This is a genomic window from Streptomyces sp. NPDC004838 (genome assembly GCF_053600955.1).
In genome coordinates this window covers 169,553-195,397 of record NZ_JBSGAW010000011.1, presented here as the reverse complement: position 1 = coordinate 195,397, position 25,845 = coordinate 169,553, and the positions used below count along the sequence as shown (strand labels likewise).

General features: G+C 70.7%; 22 protein-coding genes and 1 CRISPR repeat array. Of the genes, 9 read left to right on the top strand and 13 right to left on the bottom strand.

From position 1 onward, the window contains the following. Positions 1-256 precede the first annotated feature (256 nt). Positions 257-3,046, bottom strand: a complete 2,790-nt coding sequence (locus tag ACWEFL_RS15485; protein ID WP_451712052.1) for a serine hydrolase — start codon at positions 3,044-3,046, stop codon at positions 257-259. A 231-nt stretch (positions 3,047-3,277) separates the two neighbouring features. Here ACWEFL_RS15485 and ACWEFL_RS15480 point away from each other — a divergent pair, with 231 nt between their 5' ends. The 3 genes from ACWEFL_RS15480 to ACWEFL_RS15470 all read left to right on the top strand — a co-directional run bounded on the left by ACWEFL_RS15480 (position 3,278) and on the right by ACWEFL_RS15470 (position 6,101). Then, on the top strand, positions 3,278-4,006 hold the full coding sequence (locus ACWEFL_RS15480; protein ID WP_451712049.1) for a GOLPH3/VPS74 family protein: 729 nt from the start codon (positions 3,278-3,280) through the stop codon (positions 4,004-4,006). A 727-nt stretch (positions 4,007-4,733) separates the two neighbouring features. Beyond that, positions 4,734-5,597 (top strand): helix-turn-helix domain-containing protein, encoded by an 864-nt coding sequence (locus ACWEFL_RS15475; protein ID WP_451712047.1) that lies wholly within the window; start codon positions 4,734-4,736, stop codon positions 5,595-5,597. Between the two features lie 294 nt (positions 5,598-5,891). Continuing rightward, entirely contained in the window at positions 5,892-6,101 is a 210-nt protein-coding gene (locus ACWEFL_RS15470) for a DUF397 domain-containing protein (protein ID WP_451712045.1), read from the top strand. A 224-nt stretch (positions 6,102-6,325) separates the two neighbouring features. On the opposite strand, the gene ACWEFL_RS15465 is transcribed toward ACWEFL_RS15470, so the two are convergent. Then, the gene (locus ACWEFL_RS15465) at positions 6,326-6,706 is read right to left on the bottom strand and encodes a hypothetical protein (RefSeq protein ID WP_451712044.1); all 381 of its coding nucleotides are present in this window, start codon (positions 6,704-6,706) and stop codon (positions 6,326-6,328) included. Between the two features lie 98 nt (positions 6,707-6,804). Next, the gene (locus ACWEFL_RS15460) at positions 6,805-9,561 is read right to left on the bottom strand and encodes an NACHT domain-containing protein (RefSeq protein ID WP_451712043.1); all 2,757 of its coding nucleotides are present in this window, start codon (positions 9,559-9,561) and stop codon (positions 6,805-6,807) included. 335 nt (positions 9,562-9,896) lie between these two features. On the opposite strand from ACWEFL_RS15460, the gene ACWEFL_RS15455 reads away from it, so the two are divergent. Beyond that, positions 9,897-11,012, top strand: a complete 1,116-nt coding sequence (locus ACWEFL_RS15455) for an ADP-ribosylglycohydrolase family protein (RefSeq protein ID WP_451712040.1) — start codon at positions 9,897-9,899, stop codon at positions 11,010-11,012. 137 nt (positions 11,013-11,149) lie between these two features. On the opposite strand, the gene ACWEFL_RS15450 is transcribed toward ACWEFL_RS15455, so the two are convergent. After that, positions 11,150-11,389 (bottom strand): hypothetical protein, encoded by a 240-nt coding sequence (locus tag ACWEFL_RS15450; protein WP_451712038.1) that lies wholly within the window; start codon positions 11,387-11,389, stop codon positions 11,150-11,152. 8 nt (positions 11,390-11,397) lie between these two features. Between ACWEFL_RS15450 and ACWEFL_RS15445 the strand changes: the two genes are divergently transcribed. Together ACWEFL_RS15445 and ACWEFL_RS15440 are read left to right on the top strand one after the other, a co-directional pair. Next, positions 11,398-11,559, top strand: a complete 162-nt coding sequence (locus ACWEFL_RS15445; RefSeq protein ID WP_451712036.1) for a hypothetical protein — start codon at positions 11,398-11,400, stop codon at positions 11,557-11,559. Positions 11,560-11,907: 348 nt separating this feature from the next. Continuing rightward, positions 11,908-12,537 carry a class I SAM-dependent methyltransferase gene (locus ACWEFL_RS15440; protein ID WP_451712033.1) on the top strand — a complete coding sequence of 210 codons (630 nt, stop codon included), beginning with the start codon at positions 11,908-11,910 and terminating at the stop codon, positions 12,535-12,537. Between the two features lie 30 nt (positions 12,538-12,567). Here ACWEFL_RS15440 and ACWEFL_RS15435 read toward each other — a convergent pair whose 3' ends face one another. The 5 genes from ACWEFL_RS15435 to ACWEFL_RS15415 all read right to left on the bottom strand — a co-directional run bounded on the left by ACWEFL_RS15435 (position 12,568) and on the right by ACWEFL_RS15415 (position 19,433). Beyond that, positions 12,568-13,275: a hypothetical protein gene (locus ACWEFL_RS15435; RefSeq protein WP_451712031.1), complete on the bottom strand. Its 708-nt coding sequence runs from the start codon at positions 13,273-13,275 to the stop codon at positions 12,568-12,570. Positions 13,276-13,425: 150 nt separating this feature from the next. Beyond that, positions 13,426-16,044 (bottom strand): bifunctional FO biosynthesis protein CofGH, encoded by a 2,619-nt coding sequence (locus ACWEFL_RS15430; protein WP_451712028.1) that lies wholly within the window; start codon positions 16,042-16,044, stop codon positions 13,426-13,428. A 332-nt stretch (positions 16,045-16,376) separates the two neighbouring features. Beyond that, a complete protein-coding gene (locus tag ACWEFL_RS15425) occupies positions 16,377-16,853 on the bottom strand; it encodes a GNAT family N-acetyltransferase (RefSeq protein WP_451712025.1) in 477 nt (158 codons plus the stop codon). A gap of 162 nt (positions 16,854-17,015) precedes the next feature. Next, complete coding sequence (locus ACWEFL_RS15420; protein ID WP_451712023.1) at positions 17,016-17,615, bottom strand: SMI1/KNR4 family protein; 600 nt, start codon at positions 17,613-17,615, stop codon at positions 17,016-17,018. A gap of 258 nt (positions 17,616-17,873) precedes the next feature. After that, complete coding sequence (locus tag ACWEFL_RS15415; protein WP_451712020.1) at positions 17,874-19,433, bottom strand: APC family permease; 1,560 nt, start codon at positions 19,431-19,433, stop codon at positions 17,874-17,876. 743 nt (positions 19,434-20,176) lie between these two features. Between ACWEFL_RS15415 and ACWEFL_RS15410 the strand changes: the two genes are divergently transcribed. Both ACWEFL_RS15410 and ACWEFL_RS15405 read left to right on the top strand, forming a co-directional pair. Continuing rightward, on the top strand, positions 20,177-20,839 hold the full coding sequence (locus ACWEFL_RS15410; RefSeq protein WP_451712018.1) for a COG4315 family predicted lipoprotein: 663 nt from the start codon (positions 20,177-20,179) through the stop codon (positions 20,837-20,839). A gap of 134 nt (positions 20,840-20,973) precedes the next feature. After that, entirely contained in the window at positions 20,974-21,219 is a 246-nt protein-coding gene (locus ACWEFL_RS15405; RefSeq protein WP_451712015.1) for a cupredoxin domain-containing protein, read from the top strand. Positions 21,220-21,375: 156 nt separating this feature from the next. On the opposite strand, the gene ACWEFL_RS15400 is transcribed toward ACWEFL_RS15405, so the two are convergent. Further along, on the bottom strand, positions 21,376-22,131 hold the full coding sequence (locus tag ACWEFL_RS15400; RefSeq protein ID WP_451712014.1) for an SMI1/KNR4 family protein: 756 nt from the start codon (positions 22,129-22,131) through the stop codon (positions 21,376-21,378). An 810-nt stretch (positions 22,132-22,941) separates the two neighbouring features. Next, positions 22,942-23,336: a CRISPR direct-repeat array (repeat unit 29 nt; unit sequence GTGCTCCCCGCGCACGCGGGGATGGTCCC). Positions 23,337-23,636: 300 nt separating this feature from the next. Here ACWEFL_RS15400 and ACWEFL_RS15395 point away from each other — a divergent pair. Next, a complete protein-coding gene (locus ACWEFL_RS15395) occupies positions 23,637-24,041 on the top strand; it encodes a nuclear transport factor 2 family protein (protein WP_451712012.1) in 405 nt (134 codons plus the stop codon). A gap of 164 nt (positions 24,042-24,205) precedes the next feature. On the opposite strand, the gene ACWEFL_RS15390 is transcribed toward ACWEFL_RS15395, so the two are convergent. The 3 genes from ACWEFL_RS15390 to ACWEFL_RS15380 all read right to left on the bottom strand — a co-directional run bounded on the left by ACWEFL_RS15390 (position 24,206) and on the right by ACWEFL_RS15380 (position 25,808). Further along, the gene (locus ACWEFL_RS15390) at positions 24,206-24,781 is read right to left on the bottom strand and encodes a hypothetical protein (RefSeq protein ID WP_451712010.1); all 576 of its coding nucleotides are present in this window, start codon (positions 24,779-24,781) and stop codon (positions 24,206-24,208) included. Between the two features lie 68 nt (positions 24,782-24,849). Then, positions 24,850-25,416 carry a hypothetical protein gene (locus tag ACWEFL_RS15385; RefSeq protein WP_451712007.1) on the bottom strand — a complete coding sequence of 189 codons (567 nt, stop codon included), beginning with the start codon at positions 25,414-25,416 and terminating at the stop codon, positions 24,850-24,852. Between the two features lie 125 nt (positions 25,417-25,541). Next, on the bottom strand, positions 25,542-25,808 hold the full coding sequence (locus tag ACWEFL_RS15380) for a DUF397 domain-containing protein (protein ID WP_451712005.1): 267 nt from the start codon (positions 25,806-25,808) through the stop codon (positions 25,542-25,544). Between the last annotated feature and the right edge of the window lie 37 nt (positions 25,809-25,845).

Sequence of the window (25,845 nt, the reverse complement as noted above, 5' to 3'; positions counted from 1 at the left end):
GGCGGCGACACGAATGAGTTGCGCCGTCCGGGCGGCCTTGAGCTTTCCGGACGCTAACACGAGGCGTCCCGAGCCGACCGGACGCCCCTGTTGAGCCGATAAGCCGACCAGCGTCGATGGACCGGCCGCCGCCGCTGGGCAGACTGCCGCTGGACCGACCGCGAGGGGCTGCGGTCCGGCACAAGCCTCCGCGGGGTCCGGCCGATGCCTCAGCCGACGCCCCGCGGATTCCTCGGCCCGCGTCTCCGCCGGCGTCTCAGCCGACGCGCGTCAGCTTGTCGGCCACTCCAGGTTCCGTCAGTTCCTCCTGGAGCGCGACCGGTGCGGAGACCCTTCCGGGGCCCGTGCCGATGGAGACCTGGCCGACGACGTCACCCGCCTTGCCGGAGCCCGGCACGTTCTTGCCGCCGTCGTTCAGGTCGAGGTCGATCCGCAGACCCGCCCAGCCGACCGCCGTCAGATCCTTCGTGGAGACGACGGACGCGCGACCGCCGAGGCCGTTGTCGACATAGCCGAGGACGTCACCTTTCTTGACGACGGTGTCGGTGACGAGACCGGCCCGCGCCGCCGTGATGATCTCGATGCTGTAGTCGATCGCCTTCTCCAGCTTCAGCTCCAGCTGGGGAGCGTCCTGCACGCCCATGACGATGCCGTTGATCCGGTAGATCTTGTCGCCGACGGGCTTCTGGGTCGACCAGAGCAGATTGCCGCCCGCCGGAGTCGTCGAGCCGGTCTTGATGCCGTCGACGCCGGGCTGCAGCAGAGCCCTGTCGTTGTTGTTGCGGATCGAACCACTGCCGGGGACTTCCGTCAGCGTCGTGTTGGTGATGTCCCTCAGAACCGGGTTCTTCATCACCGCCTGGGCCAGCTTGAGCTGGTCCGCCGGGGTGGAGACCGTGGTCTTCTCGAAGCCGCTGGGGTCCGTGTAGACGGAGTCGGTCATTCCGAGGTCCTTGGCGGCCTGGTTCATCTTCTCGGCGAACGCCGCCTCCGTACCGGCGTCCCAGCGGGCGAGCAGGCGCGCGGCGTTGTTCCCGGACGGAATCATCAGGAGCTGGAGCATCTGCTTCTGGGTGAACTCCTGCCCCTCCTCCATCGACGCCACCGACTCGCCCTCGGCCTTGGACTCCTTCTCGGCCTTCGCGTCGACGGTGATCTTCTCGCCCTCCTGCTTGCCGGTGAGGGGGTGGTCCCGGAGGATCACATACGCCGTCATCGTCTTGGCGATGCTCGCGATCGGCGCGGGCTTCTGCGCACCGTACGTCCCTATCGTGCCGACGCCCTCGACCTGCACCGCGCCCTGGCCCTCGGCCGGGAACGGGAGGCTGAACTTGCCGCCCTTGAAGGTGAAGACGGGTTCGGCCGAGAGGGTCAGTTCGGGGGCCGGAAGCGGGCGCAGTATCTGCACGACCGCAAAGATGATCCCCAGGAGGAGTACCAGCGGCGTCCAGATCTTGATCCGCCGCATGACCGTGCGCACCGGCGTGTCCGGCGTGTTCGTCAGCTCCGCGAGCAGATCGAGCGGCGGCAGCGGCGGCACGGGCTGCTGCGAGGTCCGCTCGGCCTCGGGGTGCCCGGCGGCCCCGGCGGGTTCCGCGCCCCCGGCCGCTGTCCGCGAAGGCGTCCCGGCGTCCGGGGCGCCTGTCCGTACGGCCCGTTCCTCCCGCAGCGGTACGAAGGTGCTCGCCCGCCCGGCCGGCACGGACTCCGCGTCGGGCGAGGGGGCCGGGGGCAGCTTCAGCGCGGTGGTGGGGCTGTCGAGCGCGGGCGCGGAGGGTTCAGCGGGTTCGGCGTCGGCGGGTGCGTCGGGTTCGGCCGACGGCTGCTTGAGCGCCTTGAAGACGGCGGTGGGGTTGTCGACGGCCTTCGGGGTCTTCTTCTCCTCGGCGGCGTCTTCGGCGTCGGCGCTGTCCCCTGCGTCGGTGTCGGCATCGCTGTTCGCGGTGTTTGCATTCGCGTCGGAGCCGGGCCGTGGCGCGTCGCCGGTCGACTCGGGGTCGACGGACTCCGAGGCCGGGTGCTCGTCGCCGTCACGGTCCCCGTCGACGGCTGCCGCGCCGGAGCCCTCACGACTCGTGTCCGAGGCCGCCGCCGACGCGGGAGTCTCGCTCTTCGCGGCCTCCGGGGCCTTGTCCGGGGCCTTGGCGGAGGCGTCGGCAGGGCTGTCAACGGCGGCCTTTGCGTCTGCGCCGGCATTTGCGTCGGCATCCGCATGTGCATCCGCATCCGCATCTGTGCCGGATGTGTCGTCGCCGTCGCCACGCGGCTCACCGCCGGTGCCGGCCTCGCCGTCCGCGTCGGGCTCCGTCCCTCCGGCGGCCGCACCCGCACCCGTACCCGCGCTCGCAGCCGAAGCCGCAGCCGCAGCCGCGGATCCGGTCGGGTCGGACGCCCCGGATCCGGATTCCGTTCCCGGCTCGGCGCGGGAATCCGTACCCGATCCCGGCCCTGAAGAGGATTCCGCTTCCGGCTCGGACCGTACCGCCGCCTCGGTGGCGTCCCCCGTGGCCCCATCAGAGCCCGTACCGCCCTCCCTGGCGTCCTCGGAGCCCTCGGCGGTCCCGTCGCCGCCCGAGGGGCCTTCGGTGGCCTCCTGGGGCTTCTCAGGCGCTTCGGCGGACGACAGATCCGGGATCACGGCGGTCACGGCGGTCACGGCGGTCACCTCGGCCGTGATGGCGGGCGGCGTGGGCGCGGCGGTGGTCTCCTCGGCGCTCGCCGCGGCAGGTGAGTCCTCGGCCGACGCGACCCAAGCCGCCACCGCCGAACGCAGCTTCGCGTCGCCCTCGACGGAACCCGTGTCCGTGCCCGGCACCCGCCGGGCTCCGGGGCGCGGCGCGGCCCCCGGCTCCGGTCGCTCCTGGGAGCGCGCTCCGGGACGTACCTCCGGCGGGAAGGCGAAGACGGCCGTCGGCTGGTCCACGGCCGGCGCGGGGGGCGACGACGCCGACCGGCCGAGCATGGCGAGCCGGGGGTCATGTTCGCCCGAAGCCGTCTCCCCCGACGACTTCCGCTGCTCCGACTTGTCGGGGGACTCGCCCGCCACCGTGCCTCCTCCATGAACCATGTGCTGCCGCCGTGCGTACCGAGTACCGGCGCTGTCGTAACGGGGGCCCGTGTTGTCCGAACCATCTCTCAGTGTCCTGTGTGAGAGCGCTCCCCCCGGGCCTAGACGAGAACGACATACCTAACGGTTCCCATACAAAGCACCCAGGCACTCTCGACAGACCAATGTGAGAGGGGTCACCCTGTCATTCATCCACGCGGGGAGGCATGGATGGGCAGGAGCCGCAGAACACTTCCGGAGGAGCTTCTGTTGCTCGCTCTGGACCCGGCCACGGGTACCACAGCGCAGCCGCAGTCGCTCGACCTCGGACTTGCCGGGGCACAGCTAGTAGAGCTGGCTCTGGCAGGCCGGATAGCCCCAGACGGGGATCGTATCGCCGTGGTGATGCCACGGCCGACAGGAGATCCGACATTGGACTCCGCACTGGAGTTGCTGCGCCGTCGCGGCAGCCCGGTCCGCGCGGTCCACTGGATCGGCGGGCCCCGACTGGGGCTGCGCCAGATCTACCTCGCTCACCTGGAGCGTTGCGGCATGGTGCATGCCGTGGCGGGCCAGATGTGCGGGGTGCTGCCGACGACTCGCTACCAGGCGACGGACACGGCGATCAGCCGGGATATCAGGTCCCGGCTGGACAGTGCGATCCGCACCGGTGTCCCACCGGACCCGCGGACCGCGGCGCTCGCCGCGCTGGCCCATGCGGTCGGACTCGGCAAGCACCTATACCCCGGCAACGAGGGGCGTTCCTCGCGATCCCGCCTGCGGGATCTCATCAGGCACGACCCCATGGGCGGACTCGTGGCGCACGCCGTGATGGACGTCCAGAACGGTGTGGCGGCGCAGCCACGCCGTAGTCCGGCCACGGCGGGCGGTGGCCGTCAGGGCGCTGCCGTCTCCATGCAGCCGCGTCGCGGCGGCATGGCTCGCGTCGCCGCGCACTGAGTTCGACAGCGCACCGGGTTCGACCGCGCGCCGAACTCCATCGCGCGACGGGTTCGACCGCGCGCCGGGTTCGGGCGCGTATCGGATCGGTCGCGTGCCGGTTGGGCCGTGTGGCCGTAGGGCCGCGCGCCGGGTCGGCCGTGCACTGAGCGTGCCGTGCCACCGAGTCAGCTGTGCGATGACTCGGTGGCACGGCGCTTCGTCACGTGCCACGCCCCGGACCGGCCACGACCGTCGGCGATCGGCCTGGGCCGATCGTCGCGTCGGCCTGCCCGTACGCCGTACGCCGTCATCAGGTCACTCGGGTCACCGTCGGCGTGCCCGAAGACTCCAGTCAGAGAGGTCCGAAAGCTCCGGGAGGCCCGGGAGGCCCCATCCGGGGGGCTCCGGAAGCCGTACGGAGAGATGCGCGGGGCTGCCATGACACCGCCCCGCGCTTTCGCGTGCCCGCAAGTGCCCGTAGCGCGGCGGACGTTCGATCCGCTCGCGCCGCTCGCCCAGCGCACGCCCGCACCCGCCCGTGAGGTCACCGGCACCGGTCTTCGACGGTCGGTGGCGGTCGAGTCCGGCGCCGGTGGGATCCTGGACCCTCGTCGATGGCCCTCGGTGCCACGCGCAGTGCCATGAGCGCGGTCCGTGTGGCCATTTCGCCTCGCTGCCACGACCATTGGTGGCAGTCTGCTGAGCAGTAGATACGCTCAGCTACCCAATCGGAGGTGCAGTTTCCGTGGCGTCCAACGTCAATCCCACCGTCAGGCGACGCCGATTGGGGCAGGAGCTGCGCCGGCTCCGCGAGATCAAAGGTATGACGGCCGAGGAAGTGGCCGACCGGTTGCTGGTCTCCCAGTCGAAGATCAGCCGGCTGGAGAACGGCCGCCGCTCCATCAGCCAGCGCGATGTCCGCGATCTCTGCGGGGTGTACGAGGTCGACGACCACCGGGTCGTCGACTCGCTGATGCAGATGGCCAAGGACTCCCGCCAGCAGGGCTGGTGGCACGCCTTCGGCGATATCCCGTACAGCGTCTACATCGGTCTGGAGACGGACGCCGCCAGCCTGCGGGTGTACGAGCCCCAGGTGGTGCCGGGCCTGCTCCAGACGCAGCAGTACGCCGAGGCCCTGATCACCGGAGCGCTGCCGGAGACCAGCCCCGCCGACATCGACAAGCGCGTCAGCGTCCGCCTGCGCCGCCAGGGCCGTATCAAGGAGGCCGCACAGCCGCTCCGGCTCTGGGCGGTGATCGACGAAGCCGCGCTGCGCCGGGTCATCGGCGGTAGGCATCTGATGCGGGAACAGCTGGAATATCTGGTGGAGATCGCACAGCTCCCGCATGTCACCGTGCAGGTGCTGCCGTTCGACATGGGCGCGCATCCCGGAATCAACGGCCAGTACGCGATTCTGGAGTTCCCCGACGCGTCGGATTCGAGTGTCGTCTATATCGAGGGTGTCACCAGCGATCTGTATCTGGAGAAGGCCAACGACGTCCACAAGTACACGGTCATGTACGAGCATCTGCGCGCCCAGGCGCTGAATGTGGAGCAGACGAAGATCTTCATCGAGAAGATCGCCAAGGAGTACGCCGAGGCGCTCTGAAACGCTGCGAAGCGCGCCGCGTAGCCCTGTGAGGCGGTGTGAGGCTCTGTGAAGCGTTCGAGATTCGGCGGATCCACGGCGGGCGGACGCACGGGCCCGGAAAGGCCCGTCACCGGGAAGTGGCGGTGAGGGGGACGTAAGGTACACCCCCTCCCCCGCCCTGCGGAAGAGCCGCATGGAATATGCCATCCGACCGAGTGAATGGCTACCCAGTCCGGGGGTTCCGGCGAGTAGCGTCGAACGCGCCAACAAACGTTGGGCAAAGAACGACACCACTGCCGAAGCGGAGCGAACATGGCAATCATTCAGGGAGCCACGGACACCTGGACGAAGTCCTCGTACTCCGGAGGTAACGGCGCTTGCGTCGAAGTCAAGTCTCCTGTCATGGAGTCGATTTCGGTACGCGACTCCAAGGTCGCCGCGGGCCCGTCCATCAACTTCGTCCCCGACTCCTGGAACGCCTTCGTGACCGAAGCGGGTAAGGGCGCGTTCAACCTCGGCTGATCCCCGCACCGAGCGAACGGTGCGGGCCCTGCGCCGCGCTCGCGCCCGCGCGTCTGCACCACCCGTGTGTGCGCCATCCGCGTGCACACCACCTGACAGAGCCCTCTCGACTGGCCCGCCGTCCCGGCCGAGGGGGCTCGGCCATGCCCCGGGCCCGCACGCCCGGGCCCCGCACGCCCGTGACGGGCCGCCGTGCTCCGGACGGCGGGTTCCCGACTGCGCGTTCAGTGGGCGTCGTAGATGCCCCGGTAGTGGCCGAGCGAGGTCTCGCGGATCTTCTCGTCGCTCCAGAGGTCGAAGCGGCCGGGCGCCAGCCGCTCGGGGTCGACGAGCAGATCTCCCGTGTCCAGCAGCATGTTCGCGAGCTGCCGGCCGACGCCTCCCGCGTGCGTCACCCAGGAGGCTTCCGCGAACCACAGACCCGGCACTCCGTCGGCCGGACCGACGAGGGGGATCTCGTCCGGGGCGAGTGCGACGGCCTCGGCGGCGTCGACGACCCGCGCCTCGATGCCGAGGCCGCGGCCGTGTTCGGCATCCCGGTGGGCGCGCTCCAGACGCTCAGGGGTGGTGGCGACCTCCCGCCAGCGTGAACGTACACCCGCCAACCGCCCGTGACCACCCGACGGCCGCGCTTGATCGCCCGACGGGCAGGGCGGGTCGGGTCCGTGCCAGGGCGGGTCGGGCCCATGCGGCGTGCGGCGCGTCAGAAGGTGGCGCGGGACGATACGCGCTCGACCGTGATGTGCGGGGGAATGTTCGGCGGCTTGCCACGGGCGCGCTTGGGCAGCAGGAGGGTGCGCAGCAGCGGGAAGCGGTGCAGCCACTGTTCCCCGCCCGAGGTGAAGTACCCGTCGCGGAGCCAGAGATGGGTGAGCCGGTCGGCGTCGATGTGCTCGACCAGCTCGGCGGGCCGGTACATCCCGGCGATCTGGATACGGGCTCGGCCGCCGAGGGCGCGCAGCGCTCGCAGCTGGTCTGTGTTGTGGGAGGTGAAGTACAGGTCCGTCTCGTCGAGATGGGCGAGGACCTCGTCCGCGTACCGCTGGGTGTCGAACCGGTGCCAGGACCAGGCGAGCTGGCGGCGGACCAGCAGGGAGCCGTGGTGGCGGTAGCGGGAGAGCACGGGGAGCGCGGCGTCGGTGCCGATGCGCGTGGCGGCGATCAGAACGTGCACGGCCTGTTCCTCCGTGAGCCCGTCGGGGCCGGGCAGCAGGCTGAGCACCAGCGGTCCGCCGACGAGGTCGCCGAGGGAGCGGGCCATGAGCTTGTCCGGAGGCGGAACCAGACGGGAGGCCGTCTCGATCACCAGTCGTCTGATCTCCGGGGCGATCTCGGTCGCGTGCTCCAGACAGCTCGCGGCCAGGAGCGCCCGGCGGTCGATGCGCAGGTCGTAGCGGCGGTGCGCCGCCTGTGCGGCCGACCGGGACTCGCCCCCGCCGTCGTGGCCGGGCGTGGGGGCGGAGGCGAGGGCCGGGGCGGGGCCGGAAGCCGAGGCCGGGGCGGCGCCGGAGGCCGGGGCCGGGGCGGGGATCAGGCCGCGCAGGATCCGTTCCCGCTCGGCCGGACGCCCCAGCGCCACGGCCATCCGCACCACGTCCTCCCACTGGTCCTTGTGCGCGTTGTCCAGCAGCAGCGGGAAGTCGCCCTCCTCGACCACGGCCTTCGCCCCGAGGTAGTCCTGGAAGGTGCGGTGCACGAAGTCGACGCGGCCCGCGGCGGGCTCGCGCAGCAGCCCCGAGCGCTCCAGCAGATGCCGCAGCACGCGTTCGGACGAGGCCGGGACATGGGCCATGTACTGGAGGGCGCGGTCCAATTGGGTCAGCGCGTCGGCGTGTTCCATCTCCACGCGGTCGTTGCGGATGAGCCAGTGCGCGAGCTTCTGGAGCAGCAGGATCTGGGTCTCCGACGACAGCCGCAGACCCTCGTCGGCGTCGACCCCCCGTTCGACGTCCCGGCGCTCCAGCAGCATGCGCAGCGCCGCGTCGTACAGATCCTTGCGGCCGTGCGGCAGAAAGCCGTGCCGCTCCCGGTGGAGTGCGCAGAGCAGGCCGCACATCAGCGGGTTGACCGCGAGACGGCCGAGGTCGGTGTTGGTCCGGATGGCGTCGAGGAGCGTTTCGCACAGTCCGGCGTCCGCGCCGGCCGCCTCGTGCCACCGGCGTACGAACCTGGTCACGTCCGAGCGGGACATCGGCGAGAGGGACAGCTCGGTGAAGTTGTCTCCGTACAGCCAGTCCTCGCCCACGGCGGAGGGGCGCGCGGTCACCAGCCAGAGGTTGCCGGGGAACTCGCCCGCCAGTTCGCGCATCCAGCGGCGGACCTCCTCCCTCTCCCGCCGGGGGATCTCGTCGATGCCGTCGACGAGGAGGAGCCCGCGGCGCGCCTTGAGCACCCGATCCGCCCAGCCCTCGGGCTGGCCTCCCGCGACGGCGCTGCGGACCGAGTGGAGAAAGGCGTCGGGGGTGGGCGGGACACCGTCCTTCACGACCCGGCGCAAGGGCAGGACGAAGGGGACGCGGCCGACCAGATGGGAGAGGTACCCGCCCAGTTCCTCATGGTCCTGGCGCGCGGTCGTCACCGCGAGCCACTGCACGAGTGTCGTCTTGCCCGATCCCGCGCCACCGCGCAGCAGTACCTTCTGCCGGTCCGAGAGGGCGCGTTCGGCGGGCAGGGGCACCATCTCCCGTACGGCTTCCAGGGAGACGTACGCGGTGTCCAGCCGCCACTCGCGGGCGTGGTTGAGGTCCAGGCCGTAGATGGTCAGCTCGCTGTGCTTGCGCCGGATGTGCTCGGCGTACCGCTGCTCGAAGCGGGCGTCCTCGGCGAGCTGGGAGGGGACGCGTTCGAGGAGGAGGTCGGTGGCGGTGATCAGGCGGTCGATCGAACGGGTCTGCTCGACGAGCGTGGCGGCGACGAAGGTGGAGCGCTGGGTGAAGAAGTTCAGGATGTGCAGGCACGCGGCGCGCAGGAGTGGGTCGAAGTGCGGTTCGGCCTCGGCGGAGAGCGGGGCCGGGCGAGCGGGGCTCGCGGCGCGCCCCGCATGGTCGGCGGGGCGGGCGGATCCGGTGGGACGGGCGGGGTTAGTGGGACGGGCGGCGCGGGTGAGCCGGTCCGCGAGAGCTTCGGGCCCCAGGCGTACGGCCTGCACGTCGTCCATGTCGAGGTCGCCGAGGCGGTGGAGGGCGGTGGTGAGGGCGTCGGCGAGTTCCCGGCGTACCTCCTCGGAGGGCGCTTCATGAGGCCCGTACGACCGCGCGGCCCGCTCGACCAGTTCGGCGGAGAGCTTGCGCAGTTCCCGCTCGCCGAGGGTGCGCTTCTCGCCCTTGAAGGACACCAGGCCCGAGATGCGGACGGGCCGGTCGACGAGTCCCGCGCCGGACGTTCCCTGGATGAAGAGCTTCCTCACCAGAGGGGCGAGGGCGCTGGACGCGAGGCGGACGGCGACGGTGGAGGCATCCATGGCAGGCGATGGTAACGAACGGGCCTGGTGGGAGAGGGGTTTTGGCCGGACGGGCTCGGGAGACGGGCGGCTCGGGGTGCGGGTGCGGGCACGCGCGCGGGCGCGGTCTTCGTAGCCGACGCGCTCGCGGGAGCCGGTTCCGTCCGCGCGGTTCCGTCCGCGCGGTTCCGTCCGCGCGGGCCACGCGCGCGGGCCACGCGCGCGGGTCGTACGAGGGAGAGGGACGTGGAACGAGCCACTCAGCCCACCACGCCTCAACCGCCCGTCCGCGTTCTATTACAGTGCTTCGCCAGGCACACATTGGCAGGGGTTCCACGTCCAGGGAGGGGCGCGCGGTGAGCGGTGCAGCCACAGGCGTCTGGGGGCGTGCCGAGCAGCAGGATTTCAGGTCACGGGTGCGCGGCGCGCTGCTCGGGGCGGCCATCGGGGACACGTTCGGCGCGGGGGTCGCGGGGCTGGCGCTGGAGGAGATCCGGGCCGAGTACGGAGGCGACGGGGTCGCCGACCTCGTACCGGCGCACGGCCGCCGGGGCGGGGTCACCGCGGCGACGCAACTGACGCTGTTCACGGTGGACGGGCTCATCCGGGCCCAGGTCCGCAGGGACACCGGCGCCTGGCACCCGCCCACGGATGTGCACCGCGCCTATCTCAGATGGGCGGCGACCCAGCGCGACTGGGGCCCCGACGAGCGCCGCAAGGACGACGGCTGGCTCGCGCGCCAGGAATGGCTCTACACGCGCCGGGACGCCCCGAAGGCCAGCCTCATCGGCCTCGCCGACGAGAACATGGGCACGGTGGAGACCCCCAAGAACCCGACCGCGCGGGACGCGGGCGCGCTCGTACGGTCGACCCCGTTCGGGCTGCTCGTGGGCTGGGAGCCGCAACTCGTGTTCCAGCTGGCCGTGGAGTGCGCGGCGCAGACGCACGGCCACCCCACCGCGTATCTCTCGGCGGGCGCGTTCGCGGTGATCGTGCACGGGCTGGCCCGTGGGGAGTCGCTGGACGCGGCGGTCCAGCGGGCCCTGGGCCTGGTGTCGGCGCGTCCGGGGCACCAGCCCGTGTCGGACGCGCTCAAGCACGCGCTCGGGGCCGTACGCCAGGGAATTCCGGGCCCCTCGCGGGTCACGTCGCTCGGCGAGGGCCACCACGCCGAGGACGCGCTCGCGATCGCCGTGTACAGCGCGCTCGTCGCGGAGGACATCCGGCACGGGCTGCGGCTCGCGGTGAACCACGACGGCCCGTCGGACACCACGGGCACCCTGACGGGCGCGCTGCTCGGCACCCTGCACGGCGAGACCGCGCTGCCGCCCGCCTGGCTGTCGGAGCTGGAGGGCCGGCCGACGATCCTCGAACTGGCCGACGACTTCGCGATGGAGATGACCCAGGGCCCGGCCCTGCACGGCCCGACGACGGCCTCTCCGGGCTGGCTGGCCCGGTACCCGCGCAGCTGACCCTTGTGCGGGCGAGCCCTGGGGGCGCGTTGAAGCTGCCGGGAGAGCCCTTTGGGGGTGCCGCGCGCGCTCACCGGACGGACCTGGGCTGCACCCTCCCTCCCGAGCCTCCCGTCGGAGGGCCGGCACCTGTCCGGTCAGCCGTCTTCGGTCTTGAGGAGGAGTAGGTCGAACTCGGGCCCGTCGGGGGTGTTGCGGTACGGGCCCGCGTACCGGTACCCGAGCCGGGCGTACAGGTCGTGGCCGCGCCGGTTGGACGGCAGCGCGAGCAGGGACGACCAGCGCGGGGCGATGGCTTTGAGCAGTTCGCCGTGTATCCGGGAGCCGATGTCCTGGGACTGCCATGGTGGCCGGACCGCCAGCTCGCACAGGCCCATCAGCCGAAATGCGCCAGTGGAGGCCCCTGCAGCGCTACACCGCATCCCGCCAGACCTACGCCGAGACGCACCGGGCGATCGCGTGCCTGGTCTCCGACCGCGCCGCCCGACGCCCCACCCGTCCCGCACACAGCACCGAACTGGCGCTCGCCCGGCACACCGCCTGCTGATCAACCACCAGCCGAACCGCCAGGCAAGCACGCCCCGACCTCAATCGCCGACCGAGTCGTAAGCCGGTGATCGTGGGCTTGGTGGACGGCTGGCGGAGTGTCGGCGGTGGGGCGGGGTGTGAAGTTGTTCCACGGATAAGGGGGTCGATACTGGTGTGATCGCCTCATCAACTGTCGCCAGTTCCCCGGGGAGTCCAGCCAGCTGGTGACTGACTGTGGTCGCCAGCGGCTTGTCGCGCCACCGGGTGATGGCCTTGTTCTGGTAGCCGAGCGAGTCCGATACGACGGCGCAGGATTCGGCACGGGCCGGAGAACAGCTGAGAATGGGGGGGTGTTAACTTCCTTCCCGTGGCGAAGCACCAGGACGAGACCAGGGCGGCCTACGACGGGGTCGTCGAGTTGTATGCGTCGATGTTCGCTAATCGACTGGAGACGCAGCCGTTCGCGCGGAACATGATCGGCACCTTCGCCGAGCTGGTGCGTGGGACGGGGAATTCGTGGGTGGCCGATGTCGGCTGCGGGCCCGGACATCTGACGGCCATGCTGCACGACCTGGGGCTGGATGCCTTCGGGCTCGACCTCTCCCCGGCCATGGTCGATCACGCTCGGCGGGCTCATCCGGCGCTGAAGTTCTCTGAGGCCCGGATGGAGGCACTCCCAGTTGAGGACGGCGTGCTCGGCGGCGTGCTGGCCCACTACTCGGTGATCCACACCCCTCCTGGGGAACTGCCCGCGCTGCTCGCCGAGCAGGCGCGTGTTTTGGCGCCGGGGGGCCTTCTCCTGGTCTCGTTCTTCGGGACCGACGCGCCCGAGCCGGTCCGCTTCGACCACAAGGTGACACCCGCCTATAGCTGGCCGGCGGACCGCTTCGCCGAGTTGCTGGCCGGGGCCGGGTTCGTCACATTCGCGCGGCTGCTCCACGATCCGGCCTCCGAGCGGGGCTTCCTGGACGCCCACTTGCTGGCCCGTCTCCGCTAGAGCATGGCCTTCTGCTGTGGGCTCTCGTAGTCAACTGTCGCCGGCTCCCCGAGGAGGCCGGCTTGTCGGTGACCTTGTGTGATCGCCAGCGGCGTATCGGCTCCATGTCCCGCCGGTCTCTCTGATGAGGCGGCTGGTGGTTTTGTTGTGGTAGCCGAGGGCGTCGGCAACGACGGGTGCGGGCAGTTCGAGGAGCTGCTGGCGGATGGCGGCGCCGCGTGCTGCGGCGGCCGGGATCCCGGCCTCGTTCAGGAGCGCGGACAGGTGGTCGGGGCGGGCTGGCTGTCCTGCCCGGCAGCCCGGGAAGAGCCATCTGGAGGCGGGGTTGGTGGCGGTGTTCATGTTGTCGCGGTTCGCTATGTGCTCCAGCAGCAGAGCGGCGACCGGTGCGGGAACGGGCGAGGCGGGTTCACCGCGCTGTAGCAGCACGGTGTCGCCGTCGTGGACCACGTCTTCGACGCTGAGCCGGACAATGCGGCTCACGGGCTGCGCGTAGAGGAGCACGATGACCCCCGCGACACGCAGACGTGTCGGGATCTCCGTGTCGGTCAGCAGTCGGCCGAGGGCGTCGAGGCGTTCGTCTTCGCTCAGTGCGGCCCGCCGGGAGACTTTCATCGCGGGGATGGACAGGGAGCGTGGGCAGCTACGGGTCTGCATGGCCCAGCTGAGAAAGGCCCTCAGGCAGGTGCGGCCGTGTTCGCTGCTCTCGGCCCACCAGGCGTCGATGACCTTAGACAAGGGCTGCCCGGTATGTCACCGGGCACCCCTTGCGCATGCCGAGGAGTACGACGGTCGGTAGCAAGCCCGGAGGACCGGCCGCATCGCTGGGTCGCCTTGCTTCCTCGGCCTCAGGACTGGTGAACTCTCATGCCGCCACCGAAACAGGCCCTACTCCGTGACCAGCGGCAGCAGTTCCGGCAGATGACCGTCCGACGCCTCCGCCGTGCGGAGCCGTTCCTCGGGCACCTCCCCGTACAGCGTCGTACGCGCCTTCGCCGGACGCCCGGCCAGCTCCGCGATGGAGACGAGGTCCTTGATGGAGCGGTACGAGCCGTAACGGGAGCCCGCCATACGGGAGATGGTCTCCTCCATCAGCGTCCCGCCGAGGTCGTTCGCCCCGGAGCGGAGCATCTCGGCCGCGCCCTCCGTGCCCAGCTTCACCCAGCTGGTCTGGATGTTGGTGATGTGCGGGTGGAGGAGGAGCCGGGACATGGCGACGACCGCGCGGTTGTCGCGGTCCGTCGGGCCGGGCCGGGCGATGCCCGCGAGATACACGGGCGCGTTGGTGTGGATGAACGGCAGGGTGACGAACTCGGTGAAGCCGCCCGTCTCCTGCTGGACGCGGGAGAGCGTACGGAGGTGGCCGAGCCAGTGCCGGGGCTGGTCGACATGCCCGTACATCATCGTCGACGACGAGCGGATGCCCAGTTCGTGCGCGGTGGTGACGACCTCGATCCAGGTGGCGGCGGGCAGCTTTCCCTTGGTGAGGACCCAGCGGACCTCGTCGTCGAGGATCTCGGCGGCCGTGCCCGGAATGGAGTCGAGCCCGGCCTCCTTCGCCGCGGTGAGCCATTCGCGGATCGACAGCCCGGTCCGGGACGCGCCGTTGACGACCTCCATCGGCGAGAAGGCGTGCACATGCATGCCGGGAACGCGCTCCTTCACTGCGCGCGCGATGTCGAAGTAGGCGGTGCCCGGCAGATCGGGGTGGATGCCGCCCTGCATGCACACCTCCACCGCGCCCACGTCCCACGCCTGCGCGGCCCGGTCGGCGACCTGGTCGAGGGAGAGGGTGTACGCGTCGGCGTCCGTACGCCGCTGGGCGAACGCGCAGAAACGGCAGCCTGTGTAGCAGACGTTGGTGAAGTTGATGTTGCGCGTGACGATGTAGGTGACCTCGTCGCCGACGACGGACGCGCGCAGTTCGTCGGCGATGCGGGTGAGCGCGTCGAGGGCGGGCCCGTCGGCGTGCAGCAGGGCGAGGGCTTCGCCGTCGGTGAGCCGGGTGGGGTCGTCGGCGGCGGTGCGCAGGGCGGACTTGACGTCCGTGTCGATGCGGGAGGGGACCATGCCGGGTGCGGCGGCCTCGCGCAGGGCGTCCCAGTCCCCGTACACGGCGTCGAAGTCGTCCCGCCGATCGGAGGTACGGCCCTCGGTGTCGATCGTACGGTGCAGATCGGTGCGCCCGGCGGAGGTGAAGCCCTGGTCGGGCTCCTGCCAGGGCAGGCCGACGGGCTTGGCGTCCGGGTTCGCGAGCCCGGTGGCCGGATCGGCGAGCGCCCGTACGTGCGGCAGCAGCCGGGGGTCGAGCCAGGGTTCGCCGCGCTGGACGAACTCGGGGTAGACGCAGAGCCGTTCCCGGAGGCGGAAGCCCGCGGCGGCGGAGTGCTCGGCGAGGGCGTCGATCTGGGGCCAGGGGCGCTCGGGGTTCACATGGTCGGGCGTGATCGGTGAGACTCCGCCCCAGTCGTCGACGCCCGCGCCGATGAGACGCCCGTACTCGGCGTCGACCAGGTTCGGCGGGGCCTGCAGACAGGCGGAGGGGCCCATGATGTGCCGGGCGACGGCGACGGCGGCGACCAGTTCGTCCAGCTCGGCGTCCGGCATGCCCCGCATCGCGGTGTCGGGCTTGGCGCGGAAGTTCTGCAGGATCAGTTCCTGAATGCCGTGGTAGGCGCGGGAGACTCGGCGCAGCGCGAACAGGGACTCCGCCCGTTCCTCGTACGTCTCGCCGATCCCGATCAGCAGCCCGCTGGTGAACGGCATCGAGCTGCGGCCCGCGTCCTCGAGCACCCGCAGCCGTACGGCGGGCTCCTTGTCGGGAGAGCCGTAGTGCGGGCCGCCGGGCTCGCTCCACAGCCGGGTCGCGGTGGTCTCCAGCATCATCCCCATGGAGGGCGCGACGGGCTTGAGCCGCTGGAAGTCGGTCCAGGTCATGACGCCGGGGTTGAGATGGGGCAGCAGCCCGGTCTCCTCCAGGATGCGGATCGCGATGGCGCGTACATACGCGATCGTGTCGTCGTACCCCTCGGCCTCCAGCCACTCCCGCGCCTCGGGCCAGCGGTCCTCGGGCTTGTCCCCGAGGGTGATGAGGGCTTCCTTGCATCCCATCTCGGCCCCGCGCCGGGCGATGGCGAGGACCTCGTCGGGGGACATGAACATCCCGTGCCCCGCCCGGCGGAGCTTGCCGGGCACGGTCGCGAACGTGCAGTAGTGGCATTTGTCCCGGCACAGCCGTGTCAGCGGAATGAACACGCTCTTCGAGTACGTGATCACCCCGGCGCGCCCGGCGGCCTCCAGCCCGGCGTCCCGCACCCGCGCGGCCGACGCGCACAGATCGTCCAGATCGCTCCCCCGCGCCTGGAGCAGCACGGCGGCCTCGGCGACGTCGAGGGCGACTCCGTCTCGGGCGCGTTTGAGTGCGCGGCGCATGGAATTCTCTGTGGGCCGCCCGTGAGGGGGGCCGGGGAGGGAGCCGAGGTGGCGTCCATGCTGGTGATCTGTCATGAATCGAGCATACGAGCGCGGTATGGGAGAGCCGGGCCCAGGATGTGAACGAGGCGTAAGTGTGGCCCAGATCGCGGTCCGGGACGCGTTGGGCGGTGGGCGGGGTCATGGGCGGGGTCTGTCCGGTACGTCTGACCGCGTCCGGCCGGTACGTCCCTTGTGTCCGGCTGGTGCACACACTCGGGCCTGTCCGGTGCGTCCGGTGCGCACGCTTTGTGCGCCCCGCGTGCGCCGCGTACGGGAGCTGCGGCTGCGGCTGCGGCGGGGGTTCCGTACCGTGGCCGACGCGCCCGGCCGAGCCCGGCAAGGCCACGACCGGTCGCATGGCCGGTTCAGCCGGCCAGGGTGAGGACCAGTTCGTCGATCTCCGCCCGGCGCGCGTTGGCGAAGCCCCGCTCGCGCCCGGTCACCACGAAGCCGCACTTCTCCAGGACCCGCACGGAGCCCGTGTTGTCCGCCGCGACGCGGGCGTACAGCGGGCGCTCCGGCTCGGTGTCGAGGAGCGCCCGCAGGGCGGCGGTGGCGGCCCCGCGCCCCCAGTGCTCCCGGCCGATCCAGTAGGTGACCTCCCGCTGATCGGGCGGTCCGTACACGGCCACGTGACCGACGACCGTCTCGCCTCCGCCGACGACCGTGCGCATCAGCACGGCGGGGTCGCGGCGGATCCTGGCCCAGTGCGCGTCGAAACGGCCCCGGTCCGCCGGGTCCTCGGCGGTGAACGCCGCCATCCGGATCGCCTCGGGATCGTTGGCCTGGGCGAAGAAGACCGGCAGGTCCCCGTCCCGTACCTCGCGCAGCCTGACGTCCATCACGGGCCTCCGGTGGTGAGCATGAGCGGTCCCCGCGCCCGGCACGCCGGGCGGGGCCTCCAGGCTATTCGGCCCCACTGACACCGGCCTGGCCGTCCGACGCGGTGGCAGGTGCGAGTGGTCGTCTCGTTCAAGGCCGCCCTGCCGGTGGTGGTCGGCGTCTCACATGCCTCGGTCCGGGCCGTACCAAGGCTCGGGGCGTTCGTCGGCGGACATCGGGAGGTGCTCCAGTTTCACCGGGCCCGGGGAGAAGGCCGAGCTGTTCGGGCCGGTCATGTCTTCGCCGATCAGATAGCGATAGAGCCACTCGGCGAAGCCGATGCGGTGCTCTGCCCAGGTCTCGTCATAGTTCACCAGGATCCTGGTGCCATCGGCGGCAGCGTGGAGGAAGACCGTCTCTCCTCGGTCGGTGCTCGCGATCGGCCACAGGCCGTTGCGGGTGCCGAAGCTCAGCTCCTCAAGCCCGAAGAGCTTGCGGGGGTCCTCGTCCGCGTCAAAGTCAAAGTCGTCCCAGGTCACCTCGGACCACGCCTGGATGGTGCTCCGGATCCACTCCCCCAGGTTCCATTCCTCGGTCGCGGGGTGGGAGAGGTACATGTGGCCGTTGAGCTGGATCGGGGCGTATGCGTCGACGATGACCTGGTAGTCGGGCGGCAGCCGTATGCCGAGTTCGGTGTGAAGGCGGTTCCATGCCGACGGGTCCGCGTAGCGGTTCTGGGCCGGTCCGAGCATGCCCATGACGGCAGCCAGGTAGTCGGTCATGGGCACCTCGTCGGGATGGACTGACGCCGGGCAGCAGGCGAGCGTCAGTGCGGGATCGTCCGAATGACGTTACGGAGCATGTCAGACCGCCGTTCCCGCGCGGGTCAGGGCACCGGCCCGCGACAGCGGATCAGGGGGCGATACCGGGAAAGCCGGGAAGCGGTCGGCCCGGCGTTCGTAGCGTCGACGCGGGCGGCGGCACCCGGCCGGGGTCCCCGACCCCTGCTCCGGTGCCGCCGACTACTCCGGCACTACCGACTACCCCGGCACCACCAGCGACGGCGTGTCCTGCTTCAGGACCTCGCCGCGGAAGAACGCCGGGCTCTTGCGCTGCATGACCACCATGATGACCAGGCCCAGCGCGAGCAGGCCGACGCCGATCACGAAGACCGAGCCGACGCCGAAGACCGCCGAGCCGCTGCCGTACGCCGGGTCCCACATGTCGTACAGGGTCTTACCGAAGACCGACGCGAGGAGCAGGCCGCCGAGGACCGGGAAGAAGCCCTTGAAGACGAAGTCGCGGGCGGTGCGGAACACCTCGTTGCGGAAGTACCAGGCGCAGGCGAAGGCGGTCAGGGAGTAGTAGAAGCAGATCATGAGGCCGAGGGCGTAGATCGTGTCGATGAGCACGTGCTCGCTGACCAGGGTCATGACCGTGTAGAACGCGCCGGTGGCGATGCCCGCGACGACCGTCGCCTTGCCGGGGGTCTTGAAGCGCGGGTTGACCCGCGCGTACGAGGACGGCAGGGCCTCGTACGTCGACATCGCGAGCACCGTGCGGGCGACCGGGATGAAGGTCGTCTGGAGGCTGGCCGTGGCGGACGCGAGGACCGCGACGAAGAGCAGGACGCCGAGGCCGGGGCCCATGATCGGGCCCGCGAGGGCCGCGAAGACGTTGTCCGAGGTCTCGGGGTTGGCGAGGCCGAGGCCCTGGTCGCCGGAGCCGACGGCCATCTGCGCGGCCACGCCGGTCGCCAGGTACGAGCCGACGAGGACGACCATCGCGATGAGCGCCGCCCGGCCGGGGGTCTTGCCGCTGCCGCTCGTCTCCTCGTTGGCGCTGAGGCTGGCGTCCCAGCCCCAGTACATGAAGATCGACAGCGAGAGACCGGCGGTGAAGGCGGCGAAGGACTGGACGGCGAACGGGTTCAGCCACTCCGCGGAGAAGGAGAGCGAGGTGTCGAACGAGCCCGCCTTGCCGAGCGCCATCGCGATGAAGAGGCCGAGGACGAGGAGCTGGAGGCCGACGAGGGCGTACTGCACGCTCTTGGTCGCCGTCATGCCCCGGTAGCTGATCGCCGTGGCGACCGCGATCAGGACGAGGACCGTGATGATGTGGACGGCCTTGTTGTCGTCGAGCGCGGCGACGGAGTCGCTGCCGGTGATCTCGCCCGCGAGCAGCCAGAAGAACGAGGTGGCGACACCGGCGAGGTTGGAGAGCACGATGATCGTGGCGACCACCAGGCCCCAGCCGCACATCCAGCCCAGGCGCGGGCCGAACGCCTTCACCGTCCAGGTGAAGGAGGTGCCGCAGTCGGGCATGACCCGGTTCAGCTCGCGGTACGCGAAAGCCACGAGCAGCATCGGCAGGAAGCCCGCCAGGAACACCGCGGGCATCTGAAGCCCGACCTCGCCTGCGGTGGAGCCGAGGGTGGAGGTCAGGCAGTAGACGGGGGCGACGGTGGAGATGCCGATGACGGCACTGCCCATCAGTCCGACGGAGTTCCCGCCGAGTCCCTTGGCGCGTACGCCTCCGCCGCCGTCCGGGCCGCCCCGTACCGTGTCTCCGGCCTGGGGCCGCGCTTCCAGCTCAGTCATGAGAAGGACGGTAAACGGTGCGGTTTCCACATACAGCGGCAGAGCGTCCGAATATCGAACCCTCCCCTTCCCAGGCAAGTACGCAATATGACCTACAGATGAAAGACGCGCGACAGATCACATGCACCCTTAGCAAGGCAGAAGTCGGATTTACCCATATACGATAACCGCAGTGCTGTCCATTTTGACCCGATTCAAAATTTCCCGCGACCGGCCAGCGGACACTCATTCGATCTACTGGCGAGTACAGCGCGCCGACCTGCGGCCCCGCGCGCCCGGCCGAACGGACGAGCCGACCCACGGCCGACCCCACGGCCGACCCACGGCCAGACGACCGGGCAGGCAGACGGACAGCGGGGCGGCCGGACGACCGGGCGAGCAGACGGCAGGGCAGGCGGTCAGCCCGACGGGCGGTCTCCTTGACCGCCACCAGGCCGCGCTCGACGCCTCGGGCACCACGGGCCTTCACCCGCACCCCACCCGTGACACCCCGCGCCTCACTCCGCTGCCGCTCCTGACAGGCCCGGACGGACCCGTCCGGTGGCCCGGCCCGTGGGCCTGCTCTCTAGTGGTGTTCAGGGCAAGGAGTGCGCACGGCATCCCCGAGCCCCCACCATCCGCATGCCGGACGCCCGCGCATGCCGTGGCCAGACGCCCAGTGGACACACGCCCGGGAGTTCCGAATGAGCGACAGACGACGGAGGAGCGCGCGGGGAGGAACGCGAGGCAGAACGCCGGAGAGCGTGCGAGGGAGCGGGCGGGAGAGAACGCCGGGGAGAACCAGGACGACCTGCGCGCTGGCGGCGGCCGGACTGGCGGCCGCGCTGGTGGGCGGATGCTCCAACGGCGGCGGTTCGTCCTCGGCGACCTCGGCGAGCCCCGCGTCCCCGGCTGCGTCATCGCCCTCCGCCTCGCCGAGCGCCACCGCGGCCCCGTCGGAGATCGCGACCCGCTCCAACCGCCTCGGGAGGTACCTGGTCGATGGCAGGGGCCTCTCGCTCTACCACTCCACGGCGGACACCTCCTCCGAGTCGACTTGCGAGGGCGACTGTGCGAAGGCTTGGCCGCCGCTGATCCTCCCGGCCGGCTCACCGAGCCCGAGTCCAAGCCCCGGCAGCGACGTCAGGAGCGATCTCCTCGGCACGACCACCCGGCCCGACGGCAGCAAGCAGGTCACCTACAACGGCCACCCCCTCTACCTCTTCACCGGGGACAAGAAGCCGGGCGAGACCAACGGCCAGAACGCCGACGCGTTCGGCGCGAAGTGGTACATCCTGGACCCAGCGGGCAACAAGATCGTGGGCAGCCCCAGCGGCAGCCCCGGCGGCAGCCCCGGCGCGAGTACGAGCAGCGGCCCGGGCGCCACACCGAGCGCCGGCACCAGCACACCGGGCAGCGGCTACTAGTGCGTGCCGCCCCGGCCGCCGTCCGGGCCCTGTGTCTGGTGGCGCTGACAGGCTGCTTCGGCAGCGGCTGCGGCTCGTCCCCCTCACCAGCCCCCTCCCCCTCCCCTTCCGGGAGTTCCGGGAGCGGGCGGGCCGTGATCGCCATCGAGGACTTCACCTTCGCTCCGGCGAACCTGGAGGTCTCTCCGGGCACGGAGGTCACCGTCACCGACCGGGACTCGGTGACGCACACGGTGACCGCGACCGGGTCCAAGCCCTTCGACACGGGGGACATCACGGCCGGGAGCACGGCCACCTTCACCGCGCCGTCCACTGCCGGGAGCTACCCGTACACCTGCACGATCCACCCGTTCATGAAGGGCACGCTCACCGTCCGCTGATCGCTGCCGGTCGACCGCCACGTCGGCGTCGGGCGGCCCGGCCCCGTACCGAACGTGTACGAGCCGCGTGTACCACTGACAAGTGGGTCGCGGCGGTGGCCCAGGCGGTCGCGATCCTCGCCGCGACCTGTCCGCTCGCCTCGGCGGCGGCCGGGGTCACTCGTCGTCGTGGTCCTCGTAGTCGTCCCCGTACTCGTTGAGCCACGGCCCGCGGATCAGCTCCCGTACCCGTTCGAGGGCTTCCTCCGTACGCCCCCGCGCGTACAGAACGCCACCATCGTGGCGGAGCAGCACATCCGTCGCCATGAACCAGCGCGTCCCGGTGGACTGCTGCCCCACGGGGTACTCGGGGAGCGGCAGCCGCGCGAAGCTCCGTTCCACGGTGCCCTCGTCCTCGATCTCGTCCACGAAGTCGCAGAGTTCCTCGGGCACGTGCACCGACTCCGCGAGCACGATCTCCACGAAGCAGAGCGAGACCCGGTCCAGCCAGCCTTCCCACTCCTCGGCGGTCTCGTCGGCGAGATCCGCCTGGACGACGACGGCCGGGTCCTCCTTCTCCAGTTCGCTGAGCAGAACGCCCCAGACGCACGCGCCCTGGTTCTCCTCGCGGAAGACGAGGGCCTCCTTGCGGTCGTCGATGTACAGCCGCGACGGCTTCAGCAGATGATCGTGGTTGCTGGTGAGGTCCATCCGCCGCCCCAGCAGCCGGTACGCCTCCGCCAGCGCGGGCGGCAGCCGCACACCCAGCCTCGCCTCGGCCGTGGCCAGCTCCTCCTCGCTGTAGCCGTCGCCGTCCTCCAGAGGCTCGGCCCATGCGTCGGCGAACCCCCGGATGAACTCCCAGGCTCCGGCCCGGCCCTGGCCGCCGACGGCTTCGGCGAGCCTCTGCTCTATGTCGAACGCGCGTGTCATGTCAGGGGACGGTATCGCCTCGGGCGGTCCTCCGCCCCCCTGTGGGCAAAGACAGCCCCGCCGATGGGTAAAGACCGTGCCGCAGGCGGGCAGGACGCCGCCGATGACGGGCAAAGATCGACCCCAGGGAGGACGAAGTCGGCCCGGCTCGCCTCGAAGCCCGGCGCGGTCGCGATCACCGTGCCACAACGGGCCGACGCCGGGCGCGATCGTCATGATCTGCCCGTGGAGATGCTCCGTCCTACGTTTCATGGCCCGGTCCGCCACCGCCCCGGCCCTGGGCCCCAGGCGTGCCGGTCCTACAGTGCCGCCTTCTTGCCGAGGCGGCCTGCCCGGACCAGGACCGCGAGGACGTCCAGGATCACGCGCGAGCTGAGCAGCGCCGTCTCCTCGAAGCGGTGGTTCTGCACGCGGAAGCTCATTGCGGTGCACGGCTGCCGGTGACGGTGGCCGCTTGCGGCCCTGCTGGGGTCGGGGAAGCGGGTGTGGGGCGTGGGGCGGGTGTCCGGGGAGGGGCTCACCCGGCATCCGTCGGCGGGATCCGCGACCCCCGCGGCAAGCGGCTCCATCGCCGTCGGGATGGGCTGCACCCTCGCAAACGAACAACCTCACCGCCGCCGACCATGAGAACCTGACACCGCCGCCCCGAACACCCGCTCGCAATCGGAGTCGGGGGACTCCAAACGTGAACGGCGATCGAGCGGAACGGTGCAGCACAACCGGAAGAAATCCGTTTTGACCGATAGGCCGGGATCTATGAAAGTGAGTGAAAACCGCCTCCACCCGCGATAGAACCCCAGGTCAGGAAGAGTGCTCCCCGCGCACGCGGGGATGGTCCGGCCGAGGCGTGCGCCCGTGAGGCGCTTCAGGAGTGCTCCCCGCGCACGCGGGGATGGTCCGGCCGAGGCCGACATCACCGCGGACTACCTGCAGTGCTCCCCGCGCACGCGGGGATGGTCCCCGCACGCCGTTGAGGGGGAGGAATCCGGAGCCGTGCTCCCCGCGCACGCGGGGATGGTCCCGCGTCCGCCGCTGGATCGCAGACGAACCCGTCGTGCTCCCCGCGCACGCGGGGATGGTCCCGAGACCGAGCGCAGCGATGTCACAGCGGGCAGGTGCTCCCCGCGCACGCGGGGATGGTCCCACCACCGAGGACGCGGCCGCGGACGGCGAGCCGTGCTCCCCGCGCACGCGGGGATGGTCCCACGGTCGGAAGAGTGGTCGGGCGGCGGCAGTGCATCAGCGATACCCGTCCGTCTTCTACGCTTATGACAGCGGCACCCGTCGGCTGCTGGTCCCGGCCCCGGCCCGTCACCTGAACCCGGCAATACCGTCCCTGGCCCCCCACGCACCGAGGGCCCATGGAGAACCCTGCCAGCGCGTCGGGGCCCCGGCATGCACCACAACCGCACAGGGGCCGGGAAGACACCGTCAAGCCAGCTCAGCCGAACCCAACTGAAAGGCGAAGGCCAGCCAGGCTGTCACCGCTACGGAAGGACAGTGCCATGGATGCTGACTCCCGGACCAGGGCCGCGATCGAGGAGCACTGGCAGGCTTCGGAACGCGGGGACACCGAAGCCGAGCACGCCATCTACGCTGCGTACGCGATTCTGGACTACCCGCAGTCAGGTGAGCGGTTCCAGGGCCGCGAGACGATCTCGGCGCAGCGCGGCGGGCATCCGGCCGACCGGCACTTCACCGTCCAGCGGATCACCGGCCACGCGAATCTGTGGGTAAGCGAATGCACCATCACCTACGACGGTGTGCCCTCGTACTCGGTGAGCATCATGCAATTCGCCGACCGGCACGTGGTCCACGAGACGCAGTACTTCGCCGACCCCTTCGACGCGCCCGCCTGGCGGGCCGCGCTCGCGGAGCCGATGCCGGGCCGAACCATCGCCGGAGCCTGATTCCCGGCCTCGCTCGGCTCAGCCGACCGCCCGGCCCGTCACTTTGCCAGAGGTTCTCAGGGGCTTGCCCCACTCAAGGTCGGACAGGTGCGGATCAGTGGGTGCCGCATGCGATGAGCAGTACGTCGGCGGGGATGAGCCGGGGCCCGGGGGCACTGAGCGGCTCAGTCGTGGAGAGTGACGTCGGGCAGTGGGCGGCCGGTGGCGTCGAACAGCGCGGCTCCACAACCGCAGCGCTCGTCGGCCAGGGTCTGGTCCGACGACAGTTGCCAGACCAGCATCTCCGAGCAGTTCGGGCAGTCCAGGCTGACCAGGGTCTCTTCGGGTTCCGAGCCCCAGGCCAGCACCGGGAGGCCCTGGTGCGTCAACCCGGTCAGTTCACGCTCACCGGTCAGCGCGACCAATACCTCGTAGGTGTCGGTACCGCTGTCCCACACCAGGAGCGTGCAGCCGAGATTGGCCAGCACACCGGACAGGTGATCGAGCTGGCGGACCGGGAAGTCACCGCGGCGCAGAGTCGGGTCGGTCTCGGTCTCGGTCTCGCGGTAGACGACGTCGGTGTCGACGTCCGTCGGCTCCGCCCCGAAGACCTGTACCCGACCAGCCACGAACGCCGCCAGCTGGCCCGGGTACTCCTCACCAGTCCAGTCCATACTGAACATCACACTGTCGACTCGGACCCCCTGGGCCCGCTCGCCGGGGGTCAGGACCAGCTCTTCCAGCTCTTCCGGCTCTGTCACGATGATCACGCTATCAACCGTGCACTCGGGCTCCCCCGACACCGCTGCCGGCTTCCGGGACTCCGGCATCAGGACAGTGACGCGAGGAGCCCGACCTCCGGTGCCAGCACTCCGGGCTGCCCGAGGGCGCGGAAGTCCGCCTCGACCGCTGCCAGGTCGAGGACGCCCGCGCGCACGGCGTGGTACCGGACGATCGACCACAGGAAGACGTCGAGGTTGTCGAACTGCGTGCCGGCCTCGATGACCTCCTCCTCGTGGAACCACACCGCGACCCGGCCGTTGGTGAGCACGACGTAGTAGTTGCCTCCGCCGTCGGCGCCGATGGACCACACGTCGTCGTCGGAAAGCTCCGTCTCGTAGTCGGAGTCGAGGACCCGGCAGTCGTTGGCCTTGAAGTCGAAGGCGTACGACCAGTCGTATATGTCGAGGCACTGCGGCAGGGATCCCGAGCGGACCCTGCGGTCGAATCCGGCCAACGCGGTCGCGGCGTCGGGCGGGAGCCTGGCGAGGAACGGTTCGACCGGGCGGGTCGACGCCGGGATGTCGACCCGTGGCTCGTCGGGGAACCAGCGCGCCAGGTCGCTGTCCAGATCCCGATCCACGTACCCGGCCAGTTGGTCAACAGTGAAAGGCATGCGAAGAGGGTAGCCGCGCACTTCGTGGGTGGCAGCGAAAGGCGGATTCCGGCGGCGATGCGCGGCGGAGTGCCGCCTCCCGGTTTCCCGGGAGGCGGCACCAGCGGGCGTACGGTCCTGCGGATCTACTGGACGCCCGCGCCCGAACGAACCATGCCGACGAACGACAACCAGGCAGAAGCCGGGACGACGAGGGCGGAACCCTGCTTGTCCTTGGAATCTCGAATGCCGACGCGAGGAGCGAGGTGGGCTATCTCGACGCAGTCGTTGCCGGTTCCTCCACTGTACGAGGACTTGAACCAGGCGCTTTCAGGGGCGATCTCAACGCAACTGTTGCCGGTGCCGCCGCTATACGACGACTTGAACCACACTGTTTCGGGGGCCAGTTCCATCGAAGATGTGTAGGTTCTGATGGCTCTACTCCCTTCC